This window comes from Thioclava sp. (assembly GCF_048263065.1).
Classification (GTDB): domain Bacteria; phylum Pseudomonadota; class Alphaproteobacteria; order Rhodobacterales; family Rhodobacteraceae; genus Thioclava.
Map to the genome: position 1 here is coordinate 247,531 of NZ_JBLXEM010000003.1, position 18,144 is coordinate 265,674.

Sequence of the window (18,144 nt, forward strand, 5' to 3'; positions counted from 1 at the left end):
TATGGGCAACGGACCTTTACGCGTAGGAATTGGCGGGCCGGTGGGCGTGGGCAAGACGACGCTGACCGAGCAACTGGCCCGCGCGCTGGCGCCGCGGCTGTCGATGGCGGTGGTGACCAATGACATCTATACGCGCGAGGATGCCGAGGCGTTGATGCGCGCGCAAGTGCTGCCTGCGGATCGGATTCGCGGTGTGGAAACGGGGGGGTGTCCGCACACGGCGATCCGCGAGGATGCCTCGATCAACCTCGCCGCGATTGCCGATCTCAACCGCGCGTTTCCCGATCTGGAACTGGTGCTGATTGAATCGGGCGGCGATAATTTGGCCGCCACGTTCAGCCCCGAATTGGCCGATCTGACGATCTATGTGATCGACACGGCGGCGGGGCAGGATATTCCGCGCAAACGCGGGCCGGGGGTGACGAAATCGGACCTGCTTGTGGTGAACAAGACCGATCTTGCGCCCTATGTCGGGGTCGATCTGGATCTATTGGAGAGTGACACGAAGCGCGCGCGGGGCGATAAACCTTATGTGCTGGCGCGGCTGCGCCAAGGGGCGGGGGTCGAAGATGTGGTGGCGTTTTTGATCCGCGAAGGCGGTTTACTGCCGAAGGCGATTCTTATGTAACTGAGTATTTTGCGCTGAAAAATTGCGCAGTTTCTATATTTTCACGTATGAAATTTCAGCAAATTCGCCTTCTTGGCGTGATTTATGCGGCGGTTGCGCGGTTTATTTTGCCGCAATGCAGCGGTCGCGGCTTCGATGGTTGAGGCGCCGAAACCGGGCCATCGGTCGCAGCATGGATCTGCGCACTGCAATCAACATTGGGGGATCAGCCGCCGCGACAAGAGCTTGCCGAATACAGGCCTCGCGCGCTGACACAACGAAGGAAAACACATGCTGACACGGCGCAATCTTATGATTTCAGCCGCCTTTGCGGGCGCGGCTTCGATGACGGGAAGCATTGCTTTTGCAGAGGGTGAAAAGATCAAGGTCGGGGTTTTGCACTCGCTTTCGGGGACGATGGCGATTTCGGAAACCACGCTGAAAGACACCGTTTTAATGCTGATTGAAGAGCAGAACAAAAAAGGCGGGATCAACGGCAAGATGCTGGAGGCGGTCGTGGTCGATCCGGCCTCGGATTGGCCGCTGTTTGCGGAAAAAGCGCGAGAGCTGATCTCGGTCGATAAGGTCGATGTGATCTTTGGGTGCTGGACCTCGGTGAGCCGTAAATCGGTGTTGCCGGTTCTTGAAGAACTGAACGGTTTGCTGTTCTACCCGGTGCAATATGAGGGCGAGGAAAGCTCGCGCAACGTGTTCTACACCGGCGCGGCCCCGAACCAGCAAGCGATCCCGGCGGTCGATTATTTCCTTGAGGAACTGGGCGTTGAGAAATTCGCGCTGCTGGGCACAGATTACGTCTACCCGCGCACCACGAACAACATTCTGGACGCCTATCTGAAATCCAAGGGCATCGCGGAGAGCGACATTTTCGTCAACTACACGCCTTTCGGGCAATCGGATTGGTCGAAAATTGTGTCTGACGTCAAGGCGTTGGGCGCGGATGGCAAGAAGGTCGGCGTGATCTCGACGATCAATGGCGATGCCAATATCGGGTTTTACAAGGAACTCGCGGCAAGCGGCATCACAGCCGATGACATTCCGGTCGTGGCCTTTTCGGTGGGCGAAGAAGAGCTGTCGGGTCTGGGCGAGGCCGATCTGAAGAACCTCGTCGGCCAGCTTGCTGCCTGGAACTATTTCGAGAGTTCCGACACCCCTGAAAACGCCGCGTTTATCAAGCAATGGCACGCCTACACGGGCGACGATGCCCGCGTGACCAATGACCCGATGGAGGCCACTTATATCGGCTTTAACATGTGGGTGCAGGCGGTGACGCAGGTTGCCTCCACCGATATTGACAAGGTGATCGCCGCGATGCCGGGGCAGGAATTCCCCAACCTGACGGGCACCACAGCCACAATGCTGCCAAACCACCATCTGACGAAGCCGGTGCTGATTGGCGAAATTCAGGCCGATGGCCAGTTTGACATCATCAGCCAGACCGACCCGGTGCCGGGCGATGCCTGGACCGATTTCCTGCCGGAATCGGCGGTGCTGAAATCGGATTGGCCGGGGCTCGATTGCGGCATGTACAACACCGAAACCAAGACCTGCGTGCAAAAGAAGTCGAACTACTGATCGACCTGAGGCGGGGGGCTTCTCTCCCCGCCGATTTTCAAGGGGGCGGGATGCGCAAGGTATTAATGACGCTGGGACTCTTCTTAATGCTGGCGCTGCCCGGCGTTGCGCAAGACAGCCCCGATCAGCCAGTCTTGGAGGCGTCTGAAACGGCGGCTTCGCCCTCGGGATTGGGCGCTGTGCTAAGTGCTCATGTCACGCAAATCGCCAAACCTTCGCGGCGCACGATCGGCCCGGTGATCGACGAAATCGCCGCCTCCGGCCCCGGTGCCTCGCGCTTTTTGCAGGCTTGGGCAGATCGGCGCGTTGGGCTGCGCAAGTCGGATGACGCATTGTTCCTGATCGAAAAGCAGGGGCAGGACTATGCGCTGAGCGATCCGGTGACGGGCGCATCGGCAGGCCGTGCGCCGCGCAGCGAGATTTCCGAGGTCAAACCCAATTCCGGCGTGCGTGCGGTGATTGGCGCAGCGCTTGTGCGGTTCCTGCTGTCCGATCCTGACCCGGCCAAGCGGCGTGAGGCGCTGACGGCGATTGAGCGCGACGGCGAGGCCAGCCATCTGGCGCCGTTGCGCGCCTCAATCGCGGATGAGCCGGACGGCCAGATCAAAGCTGAAAAACAACGGCTTGAGCGGTTGCTGACGATCCGCTTTGGCAAGGACGCGGGTGAACGTGTCGCTGCGATAGACAGCTTTGGGTCTGACACCGGGCTGGATTTGCGCGCGACGCTAAACCCGTTGGTTGCAAGGACCCGCAAGGCATTTGCCGGCGAGCCGGGAGGCAATATCGCCAAAACGTTGCGCCCCGGTCGCGACCTGAGTGAGACCAAGGCCTATGCGCTGCTGGTCGCGGCGCAGATGGCCCCTAAACGCATCAGCGAGGGCGCGATGAAACAGGCGCTGGCGGCCAATGTGGTAGATGGTAAAGTTGGCGGTTTGCCGTTGGCGGAGATGTCCGATCCCGCCAAACGCGAGCTGGCCTATAGTGCGCTGGCCAAGGCGGGCACGGTTGCGCCGCACCTGAGCGCGGCCGAGGCGCAGGCCCAGATCGACGCCCATAGTTACGCCGACATCTACGCCGAGCCTGACGCGCTGGTCACACAGGCCGCCGAGGCCGGACTGGCCCGCGTCAGCCGCCAAGTCGCGATGATGCAAAGCGTGGATTTGGGGCTCGACGGGCTGTCGCTAGCTTCGATCTATTTCCTTGCGGCGATTGGGCTCGCGATCACTTTTGGCATCATGGGCGTTATCAACATGGCGCATGGCGAATTCATCACGATGGGCGCGTATACCGGCTATGTGGTGCAGCAATTCGTGCCCGATTACACCGCCTCGATCCTGATCGCGCTGCCGCTGGCCTTCGCGATTACCTTTGGCGCGGGGGTAGCGATGGAGCGGCTGGTGATCCGCTGGCTTTACAAGCGGCCATTGGAAACGCTTTTGGCGACCTTTGGGATCTCGATTGCGCTGCAACAGCTGTTCAAGAATATCTTTGGCACGCAGGCGCGCCCACTGACCTCGCCGCCTTGGCTGGACGGGGCGCTGCAGATCAACGACATCGTCTCGATCAGCTATATTCGCATTGCGATCTTCGTGCTCGCCGTTGTTTTTCTCGCCCTTTACCTGTGGGTGATGAAACGTACGCGGCTGGGCCTTGAGGTGCGCGCGGTGACGCAAAATCCTTCGATGGCGGCGTCAATGGGGATCAACCCGGATCGCATCAATATGCTGGCCTTTGGCTTTGGTTCGGGGATCGCCGGGATCGCAGGCGTCGCTATCGGGTTATTCGCCAAGGTCACCTCGGAGATGGGACAAGACTACATTGTCCAAAGCTTCATGACCGTGGTTGTGGGCGGGGTCGGCTCAATTTTTGGCACGCTGGCGGGTGCGACGCTGATTGGCGGACTGCAAAAGGGGATCGAGTTCCTGAACCCTTCCAACACTTTGGCCGCACAAACCTACATGATCCTGTTCATCATCATCTTCATCCAATTCCGCCCGCGCGGCATCGTCGCGCTCAAGGGCCGGGCGGCGGGGGATTGAGCATGGCACACCCGTTTTCCCTTTCCCCTTGGCTCAAATATCCCGCGGGGGGGCGGGGGTGCGAAACCCCCGCTGCGACATCGGAGGCAGGCGCATGAGACCCGGATTTCTGGTCAAGAACCCCTCGGTGATCTGGTTCCTGCTGATCCTTGCGGTGTTCACGCTGACAATCACCTTGCTGAGCCATGCCTATGGGCCGGGGCTGATTTCGACCTCGATGGTCAAGACCTTGGGCAAGACGCTGTGCCTGTGCCTGATCGCCATCGCGATGGATCTGGTCTGGGGCTACACGGGCATTCTGAGCCTTGGCCATTTCGCGTTTTTCGGCCTTGGCGGCTACATGATCGGCATGTGGCTGATGTATGAGCGCACGCGCGATATCGTGCTGAAATCGGCCAGCGATTTCCCGATGACCCCGCAAGAGCTGCAAGACGCGATTGGTAGCCAGATTTTCGGCGTCGTGGGTAGCTCGAAACTGCCTGCAATTTGGAGCTTTGCGGGCAGCTTGCCGATGCAATTGCTGTTTGTCGTTCTGGTGCCGGGGCTGCTGGCGCTGGTGTTTGGCTGGCTGGCGTTTCGCTCGCGCGTGACGGGGGTGTATCTGTCGATCCTGACGCAGGCGATGACGCTGGCGCTGGCGCTGTATCTGTTTCAAAACGAAAGCGGGCTGCGCGGCAACAATGGCTTGTCGGGGCTGCAAAACATTCCTGGCCTCAGCGCGGATCAGGATCATTCCTCGGTCTGGTTTCTGTGGGCTTCGGCGCTGGCGCTGGCTTTGGGGTATATCCTCGCATCAGCGATTGTGTCGGGCAAGTTCGGCTCGGTGATGCGCGGTATTCGCGATGACGAGGCGCGGGTGCGCTTTCTGGGCTATCCGGTTGAGGGGTTCAAGCTGTTCGTCTTTACCTTAACGGCGGTGATCGCGGCGATTGCGGGGGCGCTGTATTATCCGCAGGCGGGTATCATCAACCCCGGAGAGATGGCGCCGATTGCCTCGATCTATCTGGCGGTCTGGGTCGCGATTGGCGGGCGTGGGCGGCTATATGGCGCGGTGATGGGGGCGTTTTTCGTCTCTATCGTTTCAAGCTGGTTTACCGGAGGGCGGGTGCCTGACGTGCCGCTTGGGTTTTACACGATCAAATGGGTCGATTGGTGGCAGGTGTTGCTGGGGCTGGCTTTCGTGTTGGTCACGTTGCTTGCGCCCAAGGGGCTGTCGGGCTTGGTCGATCTGATCGCGGGGCTGCGCCCGCCCAAACGGGGCGGCACGCCGCTTGGCCCCGATGCAGGCAGCTTGCAAGAAGAGGAGGCGCGGGAATGAGTATCGGCGCAGGCTCTGGCACGCTATTGGAGGTCTCGGGCATCTCGGTCAGCTTTGACGGGTTCAAGGCGATCAACAATCTTAGTTTCAACATCGGCCCAGCCGAGCTGCGCGCGGTGATCGGCCCCAATGGCGCGGGCAAGACGACCTTTATGGATATCGTCACCGGCAAGACCCGCCCCGATGAGGGCACGGTTTTATGGGGGCCGATGTCCACTAATCTGCTGCGGCGCAACGAGGCGCAGATCGCGCGCGCCGGGGTCGGGCGCAAGTTTCAGCGCCCCACGGTGTTTGAGGATCAATCGGTCACCGACAATCTGATGATGGCGCTCAAAGCCGCGCGCAGCCCGTGGAAGGTGCTGTTCTGGCGGGCCGGGACCAAGGACGATGCCCGCGTGGCCGAGGTTGCCGCGCAAGTGGGCTTAGCAGATCAACTGCCGCGTAAGGCGGGTGAGTTGAGCCACGGGCAGAAACAATGGCTAGAGATCGGGATGCTGTTGGCACAGGAACCCAAGCTGTTGCTGGTCGATGAACCCGCCGCCGGCATGACTTTGGCCGAGCGTGAGGCGACAACCGCGTTGCTGGTCGATCTGGCCCGCACGCGCGCGGTGGTCGTGGTCGAGCATGACATGGAGTTCGTGCGCCGTCTGAATTGTCGGGTCACGGTGCTGCATGAGGGGGCGGTTCTGGCCGAAGGATCGCTAGATCATGTGACGGCGGATAAAAAGGTGATCGAGGTGTATCTTGGACGCTGACGTGAAAACCGCGATGTTACGTACGCAAGGGCTGACGCTGCACTATGGCGGCAGTCAGATCCTGTATGGCATCGACATGCAGGCCCGCGCGGGCGAGGTGACCTGCATCATGGGCACGAACGGGGTGGGCAAGACCTCGCTGCTCAAGGCGATCTCGGGGACGCATATCCGCTCGGGCGGGGATGTGGTCTTGGACGGGGCCGAGATGGGGCATGTGCCGCCGCAAGGCATGGCGCGCGCGGGACTGGGTTATGTGCCTCAGGGGCGGATGATATTCCCGCTGCTGAGTGTGCGCGAGAATATGGAAACGGCATTTGCCTGTTTGCCGAAATCGGAACATTTCATTCCCGACGAGATTTACGAGCTGTTTCCGATCCTGAAGGAGTTCCTGAATCGCCGTGGCGGCGATCTGTCGGGCGGGCAGCAGCAGCAGCTTGCGATTGCGCGCGCGATGCTGATGAAGCCCAAGCTTTTGTTGCTGGATGAGCCGACCGAAGGCATCCAGCCCAACATCATCCACCAGATCGGGCGGGTGATTTCCTATCTGCGCGACAAGGGCGATATCGCGATTGTTCTGGTCGAGCAGTATTTCGACTTTGCCCATGATCTGGGGGATCGGTTTTATGTGCTCAAACGCGGCGCGGTGGCGATGGAAGGCACGAAAGAGACCCTGACGCGTGAGGTGTTGCGCGAGGTGGTCTCGGTCTGAGGCAAGCCTTGGGCGCGTGCTGAGGCGGTTGGGGCGGCTAAAATCGGCGAATTTCCGCCGCTTGCGGTGGGCGGCGACAGATAGGCTTTCGCGAAACGTGGCTTTCTCGCTATGGGTTTTGGAAACAATCGGCTCTGAAGCCATAAAGCCCGTAGCCCGCGAGACAGTGACCAAATGCCCAACATCAACACCACCTCGAAACTGACGTTTCGTCTGCCCCTCTTGATTGCCGTTTTGGCAACTGTTGCCGCCTGTTCGGATGGTACGAAACTATCGGCTGATCCGGCGATGAATTTCGCCAGCGCGCAGGAGCAGTCGGGCGTGTCCCCCGAACGCCGCGCCTATGCGGTCGCGGTCGCCAAGAAGATGCGCGCCCAGCGTCAGCGGGTCTGGTGCGTGCCGTTCGCGCGCAATGCCTCGGGCGTTGAAATTCGCGGTAATGCGCGGACGTGGTGGTCAAAGGCACATGGAACGTATGAGCGCGGCCACACGCCCAAAGTCGGCGCGGTGATGGCGTTTTCATCAAGCCGCAAGATTCCGCTGGGTCATGTCGCGGTTGTCTCGGCCGTCGACTCGCCGCGCCAGATCCGCATTGATCACGCCAACTGGAAGCGCAATCAGGTCTCGCTGGATATGATCGTGATGGACGTGTCGCGCAAAAACGACTGGAGCCAAGTGCGCGTAATGAGTCAGCCAAACGCACTGGGCAGCGTTTATCCAGTCTCGGGCTTTATCACTAACGGGGTGCAGGCGCGGAGTTAAATGCGGCGGGGCATTCTGAGGCAGCAGAATTGTGAAACTTACTGCACCTCAGTGGGGTAATTGAAAGCCTCAAAATCAGACGCGTAAACAGTTCGCACAACCTCTGCCGTTTTCGTATTTGAATAATAGTCTTGCCATTTTTTGCGTGCACTTTTTCTGGCGTGTCCGATTTCTACGTTTTTGAGATCAAGCCTGTCGACAATTTTTCCCAAAATATTTTCGAGACCGTCTTCAAAGCGATAAGCTTCTGACGTTACTTGTCCGCTGGCTGAGTGAAGAAAAAACGATTGAGGCAGAAAGTGAATTTGCTGGCTCCATTTCTCATCGAAGCGATTGAGAATGAAATCTTCGAACGTGCTCGCTTTGATTAAGCCCCGTTGATCGTGGAAGTCGTGAAACAACGAAACCATCCGGTCAAAAGGATTGCGCGTGACGCCAAACGAGAAATATGAATCGAACTTATGTGGACCCATTATTTTTCGTATGTCTTCAGCATTCAGGTGGTAAACTGGCGCGAGCTTGCTTTTGGTTTCATTATTGGCACCAAGAGCCTTTTTAAGGGAGTGGTGGATTGATGTGCTTCCAGTTTTGGGAACGGAAACTGAGACAAGCTTGGCGCGATGATCTACTAACACGGTCCGTTTACCTCACTTGAAATTTGATATTTTTCCGAAATTTGGTCTGCTTGGGTTTAAGCTTAGGCAGAGTGTTCTTGTAACTTACCAACCGTGTATGAAGGTCGCGTTATTAAAGGCTTTTGCCACGTCTTTTGGTTGCAGTCCGTCACTGAAATGCGGCATCCCCCTCAAGTGTCCCCCACCAACCGATCCGCTTTTTTGCGCACCAAGATCGTGCGCAGATCGTGCATGGTCAGCAGCAGCGTGTCGGTGATTTCTTCAAGCTGGGCGTCGGTTGCCTTGGATTGCGCCCATTGGGTGACAAGGTTGAGGTGATCGACGGCGCGTAGGATGTCATCGACTTCACGCGCGCCTAGAACCTCGCGGCGATGGGTGATCCAGGCCTCGATCTCGGCGCGGTCCTCGGGGGTGAGGGCGCGCTCGCCTTGGGGTTTGATCTCGCCATTTTTGACATTAACAACCGCGATCTGGTCCAACTCGATGCGGCGCTGACGGTTCTCGGTATCGACGCGAAACACCGCAGCGCCGTTGTCTTTTACCCGAAAGTAATACTCTGGCAGATCGCCCATAAACCTATGTCCCCGCTGGCCGTTTTCGGCCTTATCGCAGTCCTTCGCAAAACCGTTTGATGCGCGCGCAAGCCTCAAGCAATGCGTCATCCGAGGTAGCGTAGCTGATGCGGAAGTTCGGTGAAAGCCCGAAGGCCGCGCCGAACACGACGGCGACGTCTCCTTCTTCCAGCAGGGCGTTGGCAAAGGCCGCGTCGTCGGTGATCGTGGTGCCCCCGGCCGAGGTCTTGCCGATACACTCTTTGATCGAGGGATAGACGTAAAACGCCCCCTCGGGCGTGGGGCAGGTGATACCGGGGCAGGCGTTCAGTTGCGCCACCACGAGATCACGGCGGCGTTTGAACGCCGCGCACGAGGTGGCGATGTAATCTTGCGGGCCGCTAAGCGCCTCAACCGCCGCCCATTGGCTGATCGAGCAGGGGTTCGAGGTCGATTGCGACTGCACTTTGCGCATCGCGGCAATCAGCGGTTCCGGCCCCGCCGCATAGCCAATCCGCCAGCCCGTCATCGCATAGGCCTTGGAGACGCCATTGACGGTCAGCGTGCGCTCATACAGCCCCGGTTCAATCTGCGCGGGGGTGGTGAATTCGAACCCGTCAAAGGTCAGATGTTCGTACATGTCATCCGTCATCACCCAGACATCGGGGTGGCGCATCAGCACGTCGGTCAGCGCCTTGAGTTCGCTTGGCGAATAGGCCGCCCCCGAGGGATTGGAGGGCGAGTTGAACAGGAACCACTTGGTCTGGGGCGTGATCGCGGCCTCTAGCGCCTGTGCGTTGATCTTGTAGCCCTGATCGGCTTGGCCTTGCACAAACACGGGCGTGCCGCCGCCGATCAGCACCATGTCGGGATAGCTGACCCAATAGGGCGTGGGGATAATCACCTCGTCACCCGCGTTCAGCGTCGCCATCAGCGCATTGAACAGCACCTGTTTGCCGCCCGAGCTGACCGAGACTTGCGACGGCGTGTAGCTCAGCCCGTTTTCACGGTCGAATTTGGCGCAGATCGCGGATTTCAGCTCGGCGATACCATCAACGGCGGTATATTTCGTGCGTCCCGCATCAATCGCTGCTTTCGCCGCCGCCTTGATGTTTTCGGGCGTGTCGAAATCAGGCTCGCCCGCGGACAGACCGATCACATCGCGCCCCTGTGCACGCAACTCGGCCACCTTGCCCGTCATCGCAACGGTGGGCGAGGGTTTCACGCGCGCGAGTGTGTCGGAAAGGAATGCCATCGGGTCGCCTCCGGTTTGTAACTTTGCGTCAACGGTCTTAGGCTTGCGCGCGAAGGCAATCAAGACAGAGCAGGAGTCGATCATGGCGCAGGATTGGTATGGCGAGGCAAGTGCGACCTTTGGCGACCGCCTTGCTGGCGCGCGCGAAACGGCGGGGCTGACCCAAGAGGCACTAGCGGAAAAGCTGGGCGTGCGTCTGGAAACGCTAAGGGCATGGGAAGACGATGTGGCCGAGCCGCGCGCTAATCGGTTGCAGATGCTGGCGGGGATGCTGAACGTGACGTTGATGTGGCTGCTGACGGGTGAGGGTGCGGGGCTTGACGGTCCGCCCGATCTGGTGGCAGAGCCGGGGGCGGATCGTGCCCTTGTGCGCGAGATCCGCGAAGTGCGCACGGGCCTGGAAGAGCTGGATGCGCGATTGGGCCGGTTGGAAAAGCGGCTTTTGGCAGGAGAAAGCGAATGAGCGAGACGGCAGAAGCGCGCCTGAAACGGATGCGGATGCGCAGTTGGCGGCGCGGCACCAAGGAAATGGATATGATTTTGGGGCCGTTTTCCGATGAGCGGCTTGCCAGCCTTGATGCGCCCACTTTGGATATCTACGACGCTTTGCTCGAGGAAAACGATCAGGATCTATATCCGTGGGTGTCGGGCGCGCAGCCGTGCCCCGCGCAGTATAGCGCGCTGTTGGCGCAGATCGGCGAATTTGCCCGCGCGCGTCACATCACGCGCAGCTGATCGCGAACGATTCCCCGTCTAGCTGCACCCCAAACGCCTTAAAATAGGGCGTTTTGGGCGCTTAACGGTATCTTTGCCATTTCCCGCCAGTGTTGCAGCCTAGAAATGCGAACTCGCGGAGAATCGGATGACCGTGCAGAAAATGGGAAATGATATGGCGCCCGCGCCGGGACTGCCGGGGCTGATGGCGGGCTATCTGGACAGTCTTGCGCTGCTGGAACGGCTGCACCGGCTGCTGCTGGATGTGATCAAGGACGAGTTTGAAAGGCTCAACATCCTTGAGATCAATCCAGTTCAGGCGCTGCTGCTGTTCAATGTCGGCGAGAATGAGGTGACGGCGGGCGAGTTGAAGACACGCGGCTATTACCAAGGCTCTAACGTATCTTATAACCTCAAAAAGCTGGTCGAAACCGGCCATATGCATCATCAGCGCTGCGAAATTGACCGCCGTTCAGTGCGGGTGCGCTTGACGCCCAAGGGCCGCGAGTTGCGCGAAAACGTTGAGGCCTTGTTCGCACGGCACGCCAAAGGGATGGATGCGCGCGGGGTGATTTCGTTTGAGGCGATGGAGGAAATGAACCACACGCTGCGCCGGATGGAACGCTATTGGTCTGATCAGATCCGTTATATTTACTGAACGCGCGGTGGTTGCGGCGTGCCCGCTAAGAAGGCGGCTGTCTTCGATCTGCAAGGTGCCGCTGCGTTTTAAGTTTCCTGAAATTTCCGTGGTGACGCGCCGTCTTGCTTGTGAGAGCGGGACGGCGCGTGTTTGGTGATCCTGAATAATCCTTGGGAGGGGACGATGCGTAAATTTCTGCGGTGGACGTTACGGTTACTGGCGGTTGTAGTGATCGTCGTAGCGGGGTTGGCGATCTGGAAACGTCAGGAAATCGCGCGGCTTTGGGCAGTCAATCATCTGTTTGATGCCGACCGGATCACCGCCAATTTTTCGGATATGCCCGCGCTGTTTCGCTCGCGCGTGTTGGACCGTGGCACCGGGCCGATCACGCCTTTGGCCGAGGGTGCGCAGATTACCCTGCCCAAAGGTGCGCAGGATTGGATTGATCGGCGCTGGGTGACGGGGCTGGTGGTGCTGCACAACGGCCAGCAAGTGTTTGAGCAGTATTACCGCGACACCAAGCCCGATGATGAACGCATCAGTTGGTCGGTCGCGAAATCCTTCTTGTCTGCCACCTTCGGCATTTTGCATGACGACGGCACGATCCCGGATCTGGACGCGCAGGTGACGCAATATGCGCCCGCGCTCAAGGGCTCGGCCTATGACGGGACGAGCATTCGCGATGTTTTGACGATGTCCTCGGGGGTGGCCTTTAACGAGGATTATCTGGACTATAATTCCGACATCAACCGCATGGGCCGAGTGCTGGCGCTGGGCGGGTCGATGAATGAATTCGCTGCTGGGCTGAAAATGCGCGCGGCCAATCCCGGCGCGCGGATGCATTACGTCTCAATCGACACGCATGTTTTGGGCATGGTGATCGCGGGGGCTACGGGGACCGATCCGGCGGTGGCGATGAATGATCTGATCATCAAGCCGCTGGGGCTGGAGGCCTCGCCGGTGATGCTGACGGACGGCGAGGGCACCTCGTTTGTGCTGGGTGGGCTGAACCTGCGCACCCGCGATTACGCGCGTTTCGGGCAGTTGTTTTTGCAAGATGGCCAATGGCAAGGTCGCCAGATCGTGCCCGCCGATTGGGTTGCGGCCTCGACCTCACTGCAAGCGCCGGGCGGGGCGGGCTATGGTTATCAATGGTGGGTGCCTACCGACACCGCCCTACATGGCGGCGATTATTTCGCCCACGGGATTTACGGCCAATATATCTACATCAATCCAGCCCATGATGCCGTAATAGCGGTCAATTCCGCTGATCGTGGCTTCAAAGAGGCTGGCGTGGACGCAGAAAACCTTGCCATGCTGCGGCGCATCGCGGAAGCTTTGTAAAAAGGGGCCGAACGCGATGCAGATGTATGAGGCGGTGAATGTGCTGGGCGAGGCGTTGCAGCCTTGCTCAAAGCGCCCGATGACCGGGTTTTTCCGCGATGGCAGTTGCAACACCTGCTGGGAGGATTCCGGCTCTCACACGGTCTGCGCGTTGATGACGGCCGAATTTTTGGCCTGGTCAAAATATGTCGGCAATGACCTTAGCACGCCGCGCCCCGAATACGGGTTTGGCGGGCTCAAACCGGGTGATTGCTGGTGTCTGTGCGCGGCGCGGTTTGCCGATGCGGCGTTGGAGGGCTGCGCGCCCAAGGTCATGCTGGCCTCGACCCATCGCGATGCGCTGCGCGAAGTGTCGTTGGCGGTCCTGAAGGAGCACGCCGCGCAAAGCAAATAGCGCGTTAGCCCACCGGCACCCAGATCACATCGTCGATTTTGGGCGCGCCGGTGGCGAGCATCACTAGCCGGTCAAATCCCAGCGCAATCCCCGAGGCGGGCGGCATGATCGCGAGGGCGGCGAGGAAATCTTCGTCCAGCGGATAGCGTTCGCCGTAAAGCTGCTCTTTGAGGTCCATATCGGCGCTGAACCGGCGGCGTTGCTCGCGCGCGTCGGTCAACTCGCCAAAGCCGTTGGCCAGCTCGACCCCGCAAGCGTATAGCTCAAACCGCTCGGCGAGGCGTGGATCATCCGGGGTGGGGCGGGCCAGCGCAGCCTCGGCCAGCGGGTAGCGATCAAGGATCGTCGCGCGGCCATGGCCCAGATGCGGCTCGACCTTGGCGACCAGCAGCTTTGACACCATATCTGACCAGCTGTCATCGCGCGCTACGCTGAAACCAGTATCGCCACATTGCGCGCGCAGGGCCGCGACATCGGTTGCAGCACCATCGCAGGTCGCCAGCAGATCGATCCCGGCATAATGTGCGAAAGCCTCGGCCACCGAGAGCCGCTCGGGCGGCGCGAACGGGTCGCAGTCCACGCCGTTATGGCGAAACAACGTGGCCCCTGCCGCCTGCGCGGCCAGTTGCAGCATCGCGGCACAATCGCGCATCAGAACGGTGTAATCCTCGCCCGCGCGATACCATTCCAGCATGGTAAATTCCGGGCTGTGGCGCGCCCCGCGCTCGCGGTTGCGCCAGACATGGGCGAAGGTCGCGATCCGGGGTTCGCCCGCCGCGAGCAGCTTTTTCATCGCGAATTCGGGCGAGGTATGCAGATACATCGTGCGGGGCTGCCCGTCATTGCCGATGGCTTGGGTGGCGAAGGCGTGCAGATGCGCCTCGTTGCCGGGGCTGATTTGCAGCGCGCTCGGATCGACTTCGAGAAAACTCTCATCGGCTAGCCAGCCCCGTATCGCGGACTGGATGCGCGCGCGTGCCAGAAGCGCGGGACGGCGGTCGGCATGGCGGTCAGGATGCCAGAAGGGGCGGGGCATGACGTGGCTTTCAGGCTGGAAATCTAGGCTCAAATGGTTTAGGCGCTCAGCAATCCGGGCGCCAGAGCCTGTTTTTTGCGAATTCACAAGGGATATCCCATGGTCAAAGTCATCGCGTCTTCGGTCCGCAAGGGCAATGTGCTTGAAAGAGACGACAAGCTATATGTCGTGTTGTCGGCCCAAAACATCCATCCCGGCAAGGGCACGCCGGTGACGCAGGTCGATATGCGCCGCATTTCCGATGGCACCAAGGTCAGCGAACGCTGGCGCACCACCGAGCAGGTCGAGCGCGCCCATGTCGAGGATGACGAGTATGATTTCCTCTATGAGGATGGCGAGGGCTATCACTTTATGGAGCCCAACACCTACGAGCAGATTGCGGTCCAAGAAGACGTGATCGGCGATGCCAAGGCGTTTCTGCGCGATGGGATTCGGGTTTATCTCAAGACGTTCCAGGGGGCTGCGATTGCAATCGAACTGCCCCAAAAGGTGACGGTCGAGGTTGAAGAAACCGAGCCGGTGGTCAAGGGTCAGACCGCCTCGTCAAGCTACAAGCCTTCGATGTGCACCGGTGGTATCCGCGTCATGGTCCCCCCCCATATCGGCGTGGGCACGCGCATCGTGATCAACACCGACGACAGCACCTACGTAGAGCGCGCGAAGGACTGATCCTGTCGCGACCGTTGGACGGAAAGGGCGTCTTGCGGGGCGCCTTTTTTATGCGCTGAGGTCGGGGCGGGCAGGTTTGACGGGCCAAAGTTCCAGCATCCCCGCCGCCAGCACCAGCGCGCCGCCCGTAATTTCGAGAACGGACAGCGTCTCATGGGCGAAAGCTGCGGCGGTGGCGGCCCCCACGACGACCTCGGTCATCATCAAGATGCCGACGCGCGCGGGATCGATGCGCACAGTGGCCCACATCAACGCTGCCAGCGACAGCCCCCACCAGAGCGCGCCGGACACCAGTGCGAGGGCGAGCGGGGCAAGCAGGCTTTGCGCCTGTTGCGTGGTTGGGGTCGGTTGCAGAACCGGCACAAGCACCGCGCAGGCCAGCGCCGCGCCAAGCGCAAAAACAAACGCCGACGGCCCCGGTTGCAGGGTGGATTTCGCGCGCATGCCCGTCGTTGCGATCGACCATAGCAGGCCCCCGAGCAGCGACATCCATTCGCCGAGGTTGCGCGGCAGCGGCAGCCCGCCCCCTGCGCCCAGCATCAGCGCAAGACCCGCGATGCCGACGATCATCGCTACGATCCGCAGGCGCGGGGTCGGCCAGCCCATGAGGAACCGCGCGATCAGCGTGCTCCAGACCGGGGTGAGGCACCAGAGCAGGATGATCAGCGCTACACGGCCATAGAGAAACCCGATTGAATATAGCGCGAAGGCGGCCCCGCCTAATGCGATGGAAAACAGCGCGAATTTAGGACTGCGCGCGATATCGTGGCGGCGTGCATAGGCGTTGGGTGCCAGCACGATCAGCGCCCCGAGCGTGATGACCAAAGTCCCCCAAGCGCCCGCGAAACCGCGATCGGCCAAGGCGCGCACGGGAAACCAGTACAGCCCCCAGATCACGCCGGTCGCAAGGGTGATCGCGCTGGCGATCAGGGTGATGCGGTCGTCTTTCATATGCTGGAATTAGCCAAGTTTGGCGATCCACGCCCGTAACGCCGCCAGTGACTGGGGTTCGTCGAGAAAGGGGATATGTGCGCGATCTGGCACGGCGGTATAGATCATGTCGGGGCGTCGAGTTTGCATTTCCTGTGCCGTCGCGTTGCTAAGCAGATCGGAATTCGCGCCGTGAATGAGCGCAATCGGCAGCTCGGCGCAGGCGTCAAACAGCGGCCAAACTTCGGCGACGCCATCCTTGAAGGCGGCCAAGAATGCATCGCGCAGCGCTGGATCGTAGTTGATTATTAGGCCCGCGTCGGTTTGCAGATAGTGATGGTGGCTTTCTTCCAGCCACCGGCTTGCGGGCACATTCGCAAAGCCGGTCATAGCTGCAGGCAGTTTTGCCGCCAGTTCGGCATGCGTTTTGGCAACCGGATTGCGCCCGATATAGTCGAAGATCTTGTCCAGCCCGTTTTGTTCGAGCACTGGGCCGACATCATTCAGACAGAGCCCGATCATGCGGTCCTTAGCGGTCGCTGCAAGATACATCGCGATCAGCCCGCCACGTGAGCTGCCAAGGATCGCCGCGCGATCAAGTCCCAGATGGTTGAGAAGTTGTATCGCATCGGCCCCTTCGCGCGGCACGCTGTAGCTGGCTTGGCCGCTCCAGTCGCTTTGCCCCCGTCCGCGATAATCCATTCGGATCAAACGGATGCCATCCAGATGCGGCGCCATATAGTCGAAATCATGCACCGTGCGCGTCAACCCCGCCAGCGCCAAAACCGGCACGCCCGTGCCCTCATCAAGATAGGCGATTTTTGCCCCGTCATCGGCGGTGAAAAATTCCATGTCGCTCTCCTCTGGAATACTACGGCTGCTCAGATCATACTGCGTTCAAAGGAGAGTTCTATGCCCGATAAGCTCGATAGATTGCACGAAAAACTGAATGAGATCGAAGAGGAAATCGAGGCGGAATGGGCTACGCGCCGCGATGCGATGGCCTATCGGCTAGATCATAATCGCGTGGTGTTTGAGCAAAGCGCGCGTGAGGCGCAGCGGCGCGCGCGGGTGAATTTGTGGATTTTCCTCAAGCGCACGCGCCCGATGGTGGTGCTGACCGCTCCGGTGATCTATTCGCTAATTATCCCATTCGTTTTACTTGATCTTTTCGTCACGATCTATCAGGCGATTTGCTTTCCGATCTATCATATCGCCAAGGTGAAACGCGCCGATCACATCGCGATTGACCGTCAGCATTTGGCCTATCTGAACGCGCTGCAAAAGCTGAACTGCGTCTATTGCGGCTATGGCAACGGGGTGCTGAGCTATGTGCGCGAGGTGGCCGCGCGCACCGAGCAATTCTGGTGCCCGATCAAACATGCGCGCCGCCTTGAAGGTCAACATGGGCGCTACGGCGATTTTGTCGACTACGGCGATGCCGAGGCGTTCAACAGGCAAACCGTAAGGCTGCGCAATGCGCTGCGAAAGATGGATGAGAACCGATAAGCGGGCCTAGACCCAATCGGGCACCGCGCGTAGATCGCTCAGGATCGCGGCGGGTTTGTAGGGCAGCCGTTCGGGCGGTGCACCCGCGCGATTGATCCAAAGCACGCGAAACCCGGCCTTGGCCGCGCCGGCTGCATCCCAACCGTTGGACGAGACAAAAACGGTCTTTTCGGGCGCGACGCCCATGCGATCTGCGATCATCTTGTAGACCGAGGCGGTCGGTTTGAACCGGCTGAGGTCGGCAACCGACAGCACCTCATCCAGCAGCGGTCCGATCCCGGCGGCATGCACCGCAGCCTCCAGCATGTCGGGCGACCCGTTGGACAGAATCGCGCGCCCGATGCCGCGATGATGCAGCGCCTCCAGCATCTCGGGAACTTCCGGGTAGGCGGGCAATTCGCGATAGAGCGCCATCAGGCGATTGGCGAGCTCGGGATCGCTTAGCCCCTGCGCCTCCATCGCCCAGTCGAGCCCATCGCGGGTCAGTTGCCAGAAATCGACGTAATCGCCCATGATTTCGCGCAGCCAGCTATATTCTAGCTGTTTGCGCCGCCAATCGGCGGCCAGTCGCGGCCAGATTTCCTGCAGGCGCGGTTCCTCAATCGCCAAATCGCGCGCGGCGGCATCGACATCGAACAATGTGCCGTAAGCGTCAAAGACGCAAAGCTGAATGGACATGCTCAG

21 protein-coding genes are annotated in these 18,144 nt (G+C 60.0%); 14 read left to right on the forward strand and 7 right to left on the reverse strand.

Annotated elements, in window-relative coordinates:
• Window position 1: 1 nt before the first annotated feature.
• From ureG to ACN0SD_RS06565, 7 genes are all read left to right on the forward strand, one after another.
• Window positions 2-628 carry an urease accessory protein UreG gene (gene ureG, locus ACN0SD_RS06535; RefSeq protein WP_417807417.1) on the forward strand — a complete coding sequence of 209 codons (627 nt, stop codon included), beginning with the start codon at window positions 2-4 and terminating at the stop codon, window positions 626-628.
• A gap of 270 nt (window positions 629-898) precedes the next feature.
• A complete protein-coding gene (urtA, locus tag ACN0SD_RS06540; RefSeq protein ID WP_417807418.1) occupies window positions 899-2,200 on the forward strand; it encodes an urea ABC transporter substrate-binding protein in 1,302 nt (433 codons plus the stop codon).
• Window positions 2,201-2,250: 50 nt separating this feature from the next.
• A complete protein-coding gene (gene urtB, locus ACN0SD_RS06545; protein WP_417807419.1) occupies window positions 2,251-4,239 on the forward strand; it encodes an urea ABC transporter permease subunit UrtB in 1,989 nt (662 codons plus the stop codon).
• A gap of 94 nt (window positions 4,240-4,333) precedes the next feature.
• Window positions 4,334-5,557, forward strand: coding sequence for an urea ABC transporter permease subunit UrtC (gene urtC, locus ACN0SD_RS06550; RefSeq protein ID WP_417807420.1), 1,224 nt, complete (start codon window positions 4,334-4,336; stop codon window positions 5,555-5,557).
• Window positions 5,554-6,312: an urea ABC transporter ATP-binding protein UrtD gene (gene urtD, locus ACN0SD_RS06555; RefSeq protein WP_417807421.1), complete on the forward strand. Its 759-nt coding sequence runs from the start codon at window positions 5,554-5,556 to the stop codon at window positions 6,310-6,312. Before urtC ends, urtD begins: the two co-directional genes overlap by 4 nt.
• A gap of 13 nt (window positions 6,313-6,325) precedes the next feature.
• Window positions 6,326-7,021: an urea ABC transporter ATP-binding subunit UrtE gene (urtE, locus tag ACN0SD_RS06560; protein WP_417807422.1), complete on the forward strand. Its 696-nt coding sequence runs from the start codon at window positions 6,326-6,328 to the stop codon at window positions 7,019-7,021.
• Window positions 7,022-7,195: 174 nt separating this feature from the next.
• Window positions 7,196-7,783, forward strand: coding sequence for a CHAP domain-containing protein (locus tag ACN0SD_RS06565; protein WP_417807423.1), 588 nt, complete (start codon window positions 7,196-7,198; stop codon window positions 7,781-7,783).
• 38 nt (window positions 7,784-7,821) lie between these two features.
• On the opposite strand, the gene ACN0SD_RS06570 is transcribed toward ACN0SD_RS06565, so the two are convergent.
• From ACN0SD_RS06570 to ACN0SD_RS06580, 3 genes are all read right to left on the reverse strand, one after another.
• Entirely contained in the window at window positions 7,822-8,418 is a 597-nt protein-coding gene (locus ACN0SD_RS06570) for a sulfotransferase family 2 domain-containing protein (protein ID WP_417807424.1), read from the reverse strand.
• Between the two features lie 170 nt (window positions 8,419-8,588).
• Window positions 8,589-8,990, reverse strand: a complete 402-nt coding sequence (locus ACN0SD_RS06575; protein WP_417807425.1) for a hypothetical protein — start codon at window positions 8,988-8,990, stop codon at window positions 8,589-8,591.
• A gap of 31 nt (window positions 8,991-9,021) precedes the next feature.
• The gene (locus ACN0SD_RS06580) at window positions 9,022-10,224 is read right to left on the reverse strand and encodes a pyridoxal phosphate-dependent aminotransferase (protein ID WP_417807426.1); all 1,203 of its coding nucleotides are present in this window, start codon (window positions 10,222-10,224) and stop codon (window positions 9,022-9,024) included.
• Window positions 10,225-10,306: 82 nt separating this feature from the next.
• On the opposite strand from ACN0SD_RS06580, the gene ACN0SD_RS06585 reads away from it, so the two are divergent.
• The 5 genes from ACN0SD_RS06585 (at window position 10,307) to ACN0SD_RS06605 (ending at window position 13,316) form a co-directional block, all read left to right on the forward strand.
• A complete protein-coding gene (locus ACN0SD_RS06585; protein ID WP_417807427.1) occupies window positions 10,307-10,687 on the forward strand; it encodes a helix-turn-helix domain-containing protein in 381 nt (126 codons plus the stop codon).
• Entirely contained in the window at window positions 10,684-10,959 is a 276-nt protein-coding gene (locus tag ACN0SD_RS06590) for a succinate dehydrogenase assembly factor 2 (RefSeq protein WP_417807428.1), read from the forward strand. Before ACN0SD_RS06585 ends, ACN0SD_RS06590 begins: the two co-directional genes overlap by 4 nt.
• Before the next feature lie 127 nt (window positions 10,960-11,086).
• Window positions 11,087-11,596 carry a MarR family winged helix-turn-helix transcriptional regulator gene (locus ACN0SD_RS06595; protein WP_417807429.1) on the forward strand — a complete coding sequence of 170 codons (510 nt, stop codon included), beginning with the start codon at window positions 11,087-11,089 and terminating at the stop codon, window positions 11,594-11,596.
• 165 nt (window positions 11,597-11,761) lie between these two features.
• A complete protein-coding gene (locus ACN0SD_RS06600; RefSeq protein WP_417807430.1) occupies window positions 11,762-12,922 on the forward strand; it encodes a serine hydrolase domain-containing protein in 1,161 nt (386 codons plus the stop codon).
• Between the two features lie 16 nt (window positions 12,923-12,938).
• Window positions 12,939-13,316 carry a DUF2237 family protein gene (locus ACN0SD_RS06605; protein WP_368392273.1) on the forward strand — a complete coding sequence of 126 codons (378 nt, stop codon included), beginning with the start codon at window positions 12,939-12,941 and terminating at the stop codon, window positions 13,314-13,316.
• A gap of 4 nt (window positions 13,317-13,320) precedes the next feature.
• On the opposite strand, the gene epmA is transcribed toward ACN0SD_RS06605, so the two are convergent.
• Complete coding sequence (gene epmA / locus ACN0SD_RS06610; protein ID WP_417807431.1) at window positions 13,321-14,352, reverse strand: EF-P lysine aminoacylase EpmA; 1,032 nt, start codon at window positions 14,350-14,352, stop codon at window positions 13,321-13,323.
• A 99-nt stretch (window positions 14,353-14,451) separates the two neighbouring features.
• Here epmA and efp point away from each other — a divergent pair, with 99 nt between their 5' ends.
• Window positions 14,452-15,021, forward strand: a complete 570-nt coding sequence (efp, locus tag ACN0SD_RS06615) for an elongation factor P (protein WP_417807432.1) — start codon at window positions 14,452-14,454, stop codon at window positions 15,019-15,021.
• 48 nt (window positions 15,022-15,069) lie between these two features.
• Here the strand turns inward: efp and ACN0SD_RS06620 are convergent, their stop codons facing one another.
• The gene (locus ACN0SD_RS06620) at window positions 15,070-15,972 is read right to left on the reverse strand and encodes a DMT family transporter (protein ID WP_417807433.1); all 903 of its coding nucleotides are present in this window, start codon (window positions 15,970-15,972) and stop codon (window positions 15,070-15,072) included.
• Window positions 15,973-15,981: 9 nt separating this feature from the next.
• A complete protein-coding gene (locus ACN0SD_RS06625) occupies window positions 15,982-16,803 on the reverse strand; it encodes an alpha/beta fold hydrolase (protein WP_417807434.1) in 822 nt (273 codons plus the stop codon).
• Window positions 16,804-16,863: 60 nt separating this feature from the next.
• Between ACN0SD_RS06625 and ACN0SD_RS06630 the strand changes: the two genes are divergently transcribed.
• A complete protein-coding gene (locus tag ACN0SD_RS06630) occupies window positions 16,864-17,460 on the forward strand; it encodes a hypothetical protein (RefSeq protein WP_417807435.1) in 597 nt (198 codons plus the stop codon).
• Window positions 17,461-17,466: 6 nt separating this feature from the next.
• Here the strand turns inward: ACN0SD_RS06630 and ACN0SD_RS06635 are convergent, their stop codons facing one another.
• The gene (locus ACN0SD_RS06635; protein ID WP_417807436.1) at window positions 17,467-18,138 is read right to left on the reverse strand and encodes a haloacid dehalogenase type II; all 672 of its coding nucleotides are present in this window, start codon (window positions 18,136-18,138) and stop codon (window positions 17,467-17,469) included.
• Between the last annotated feature and the right edge of the window lie 6 nt (window positions 18,139-18,144).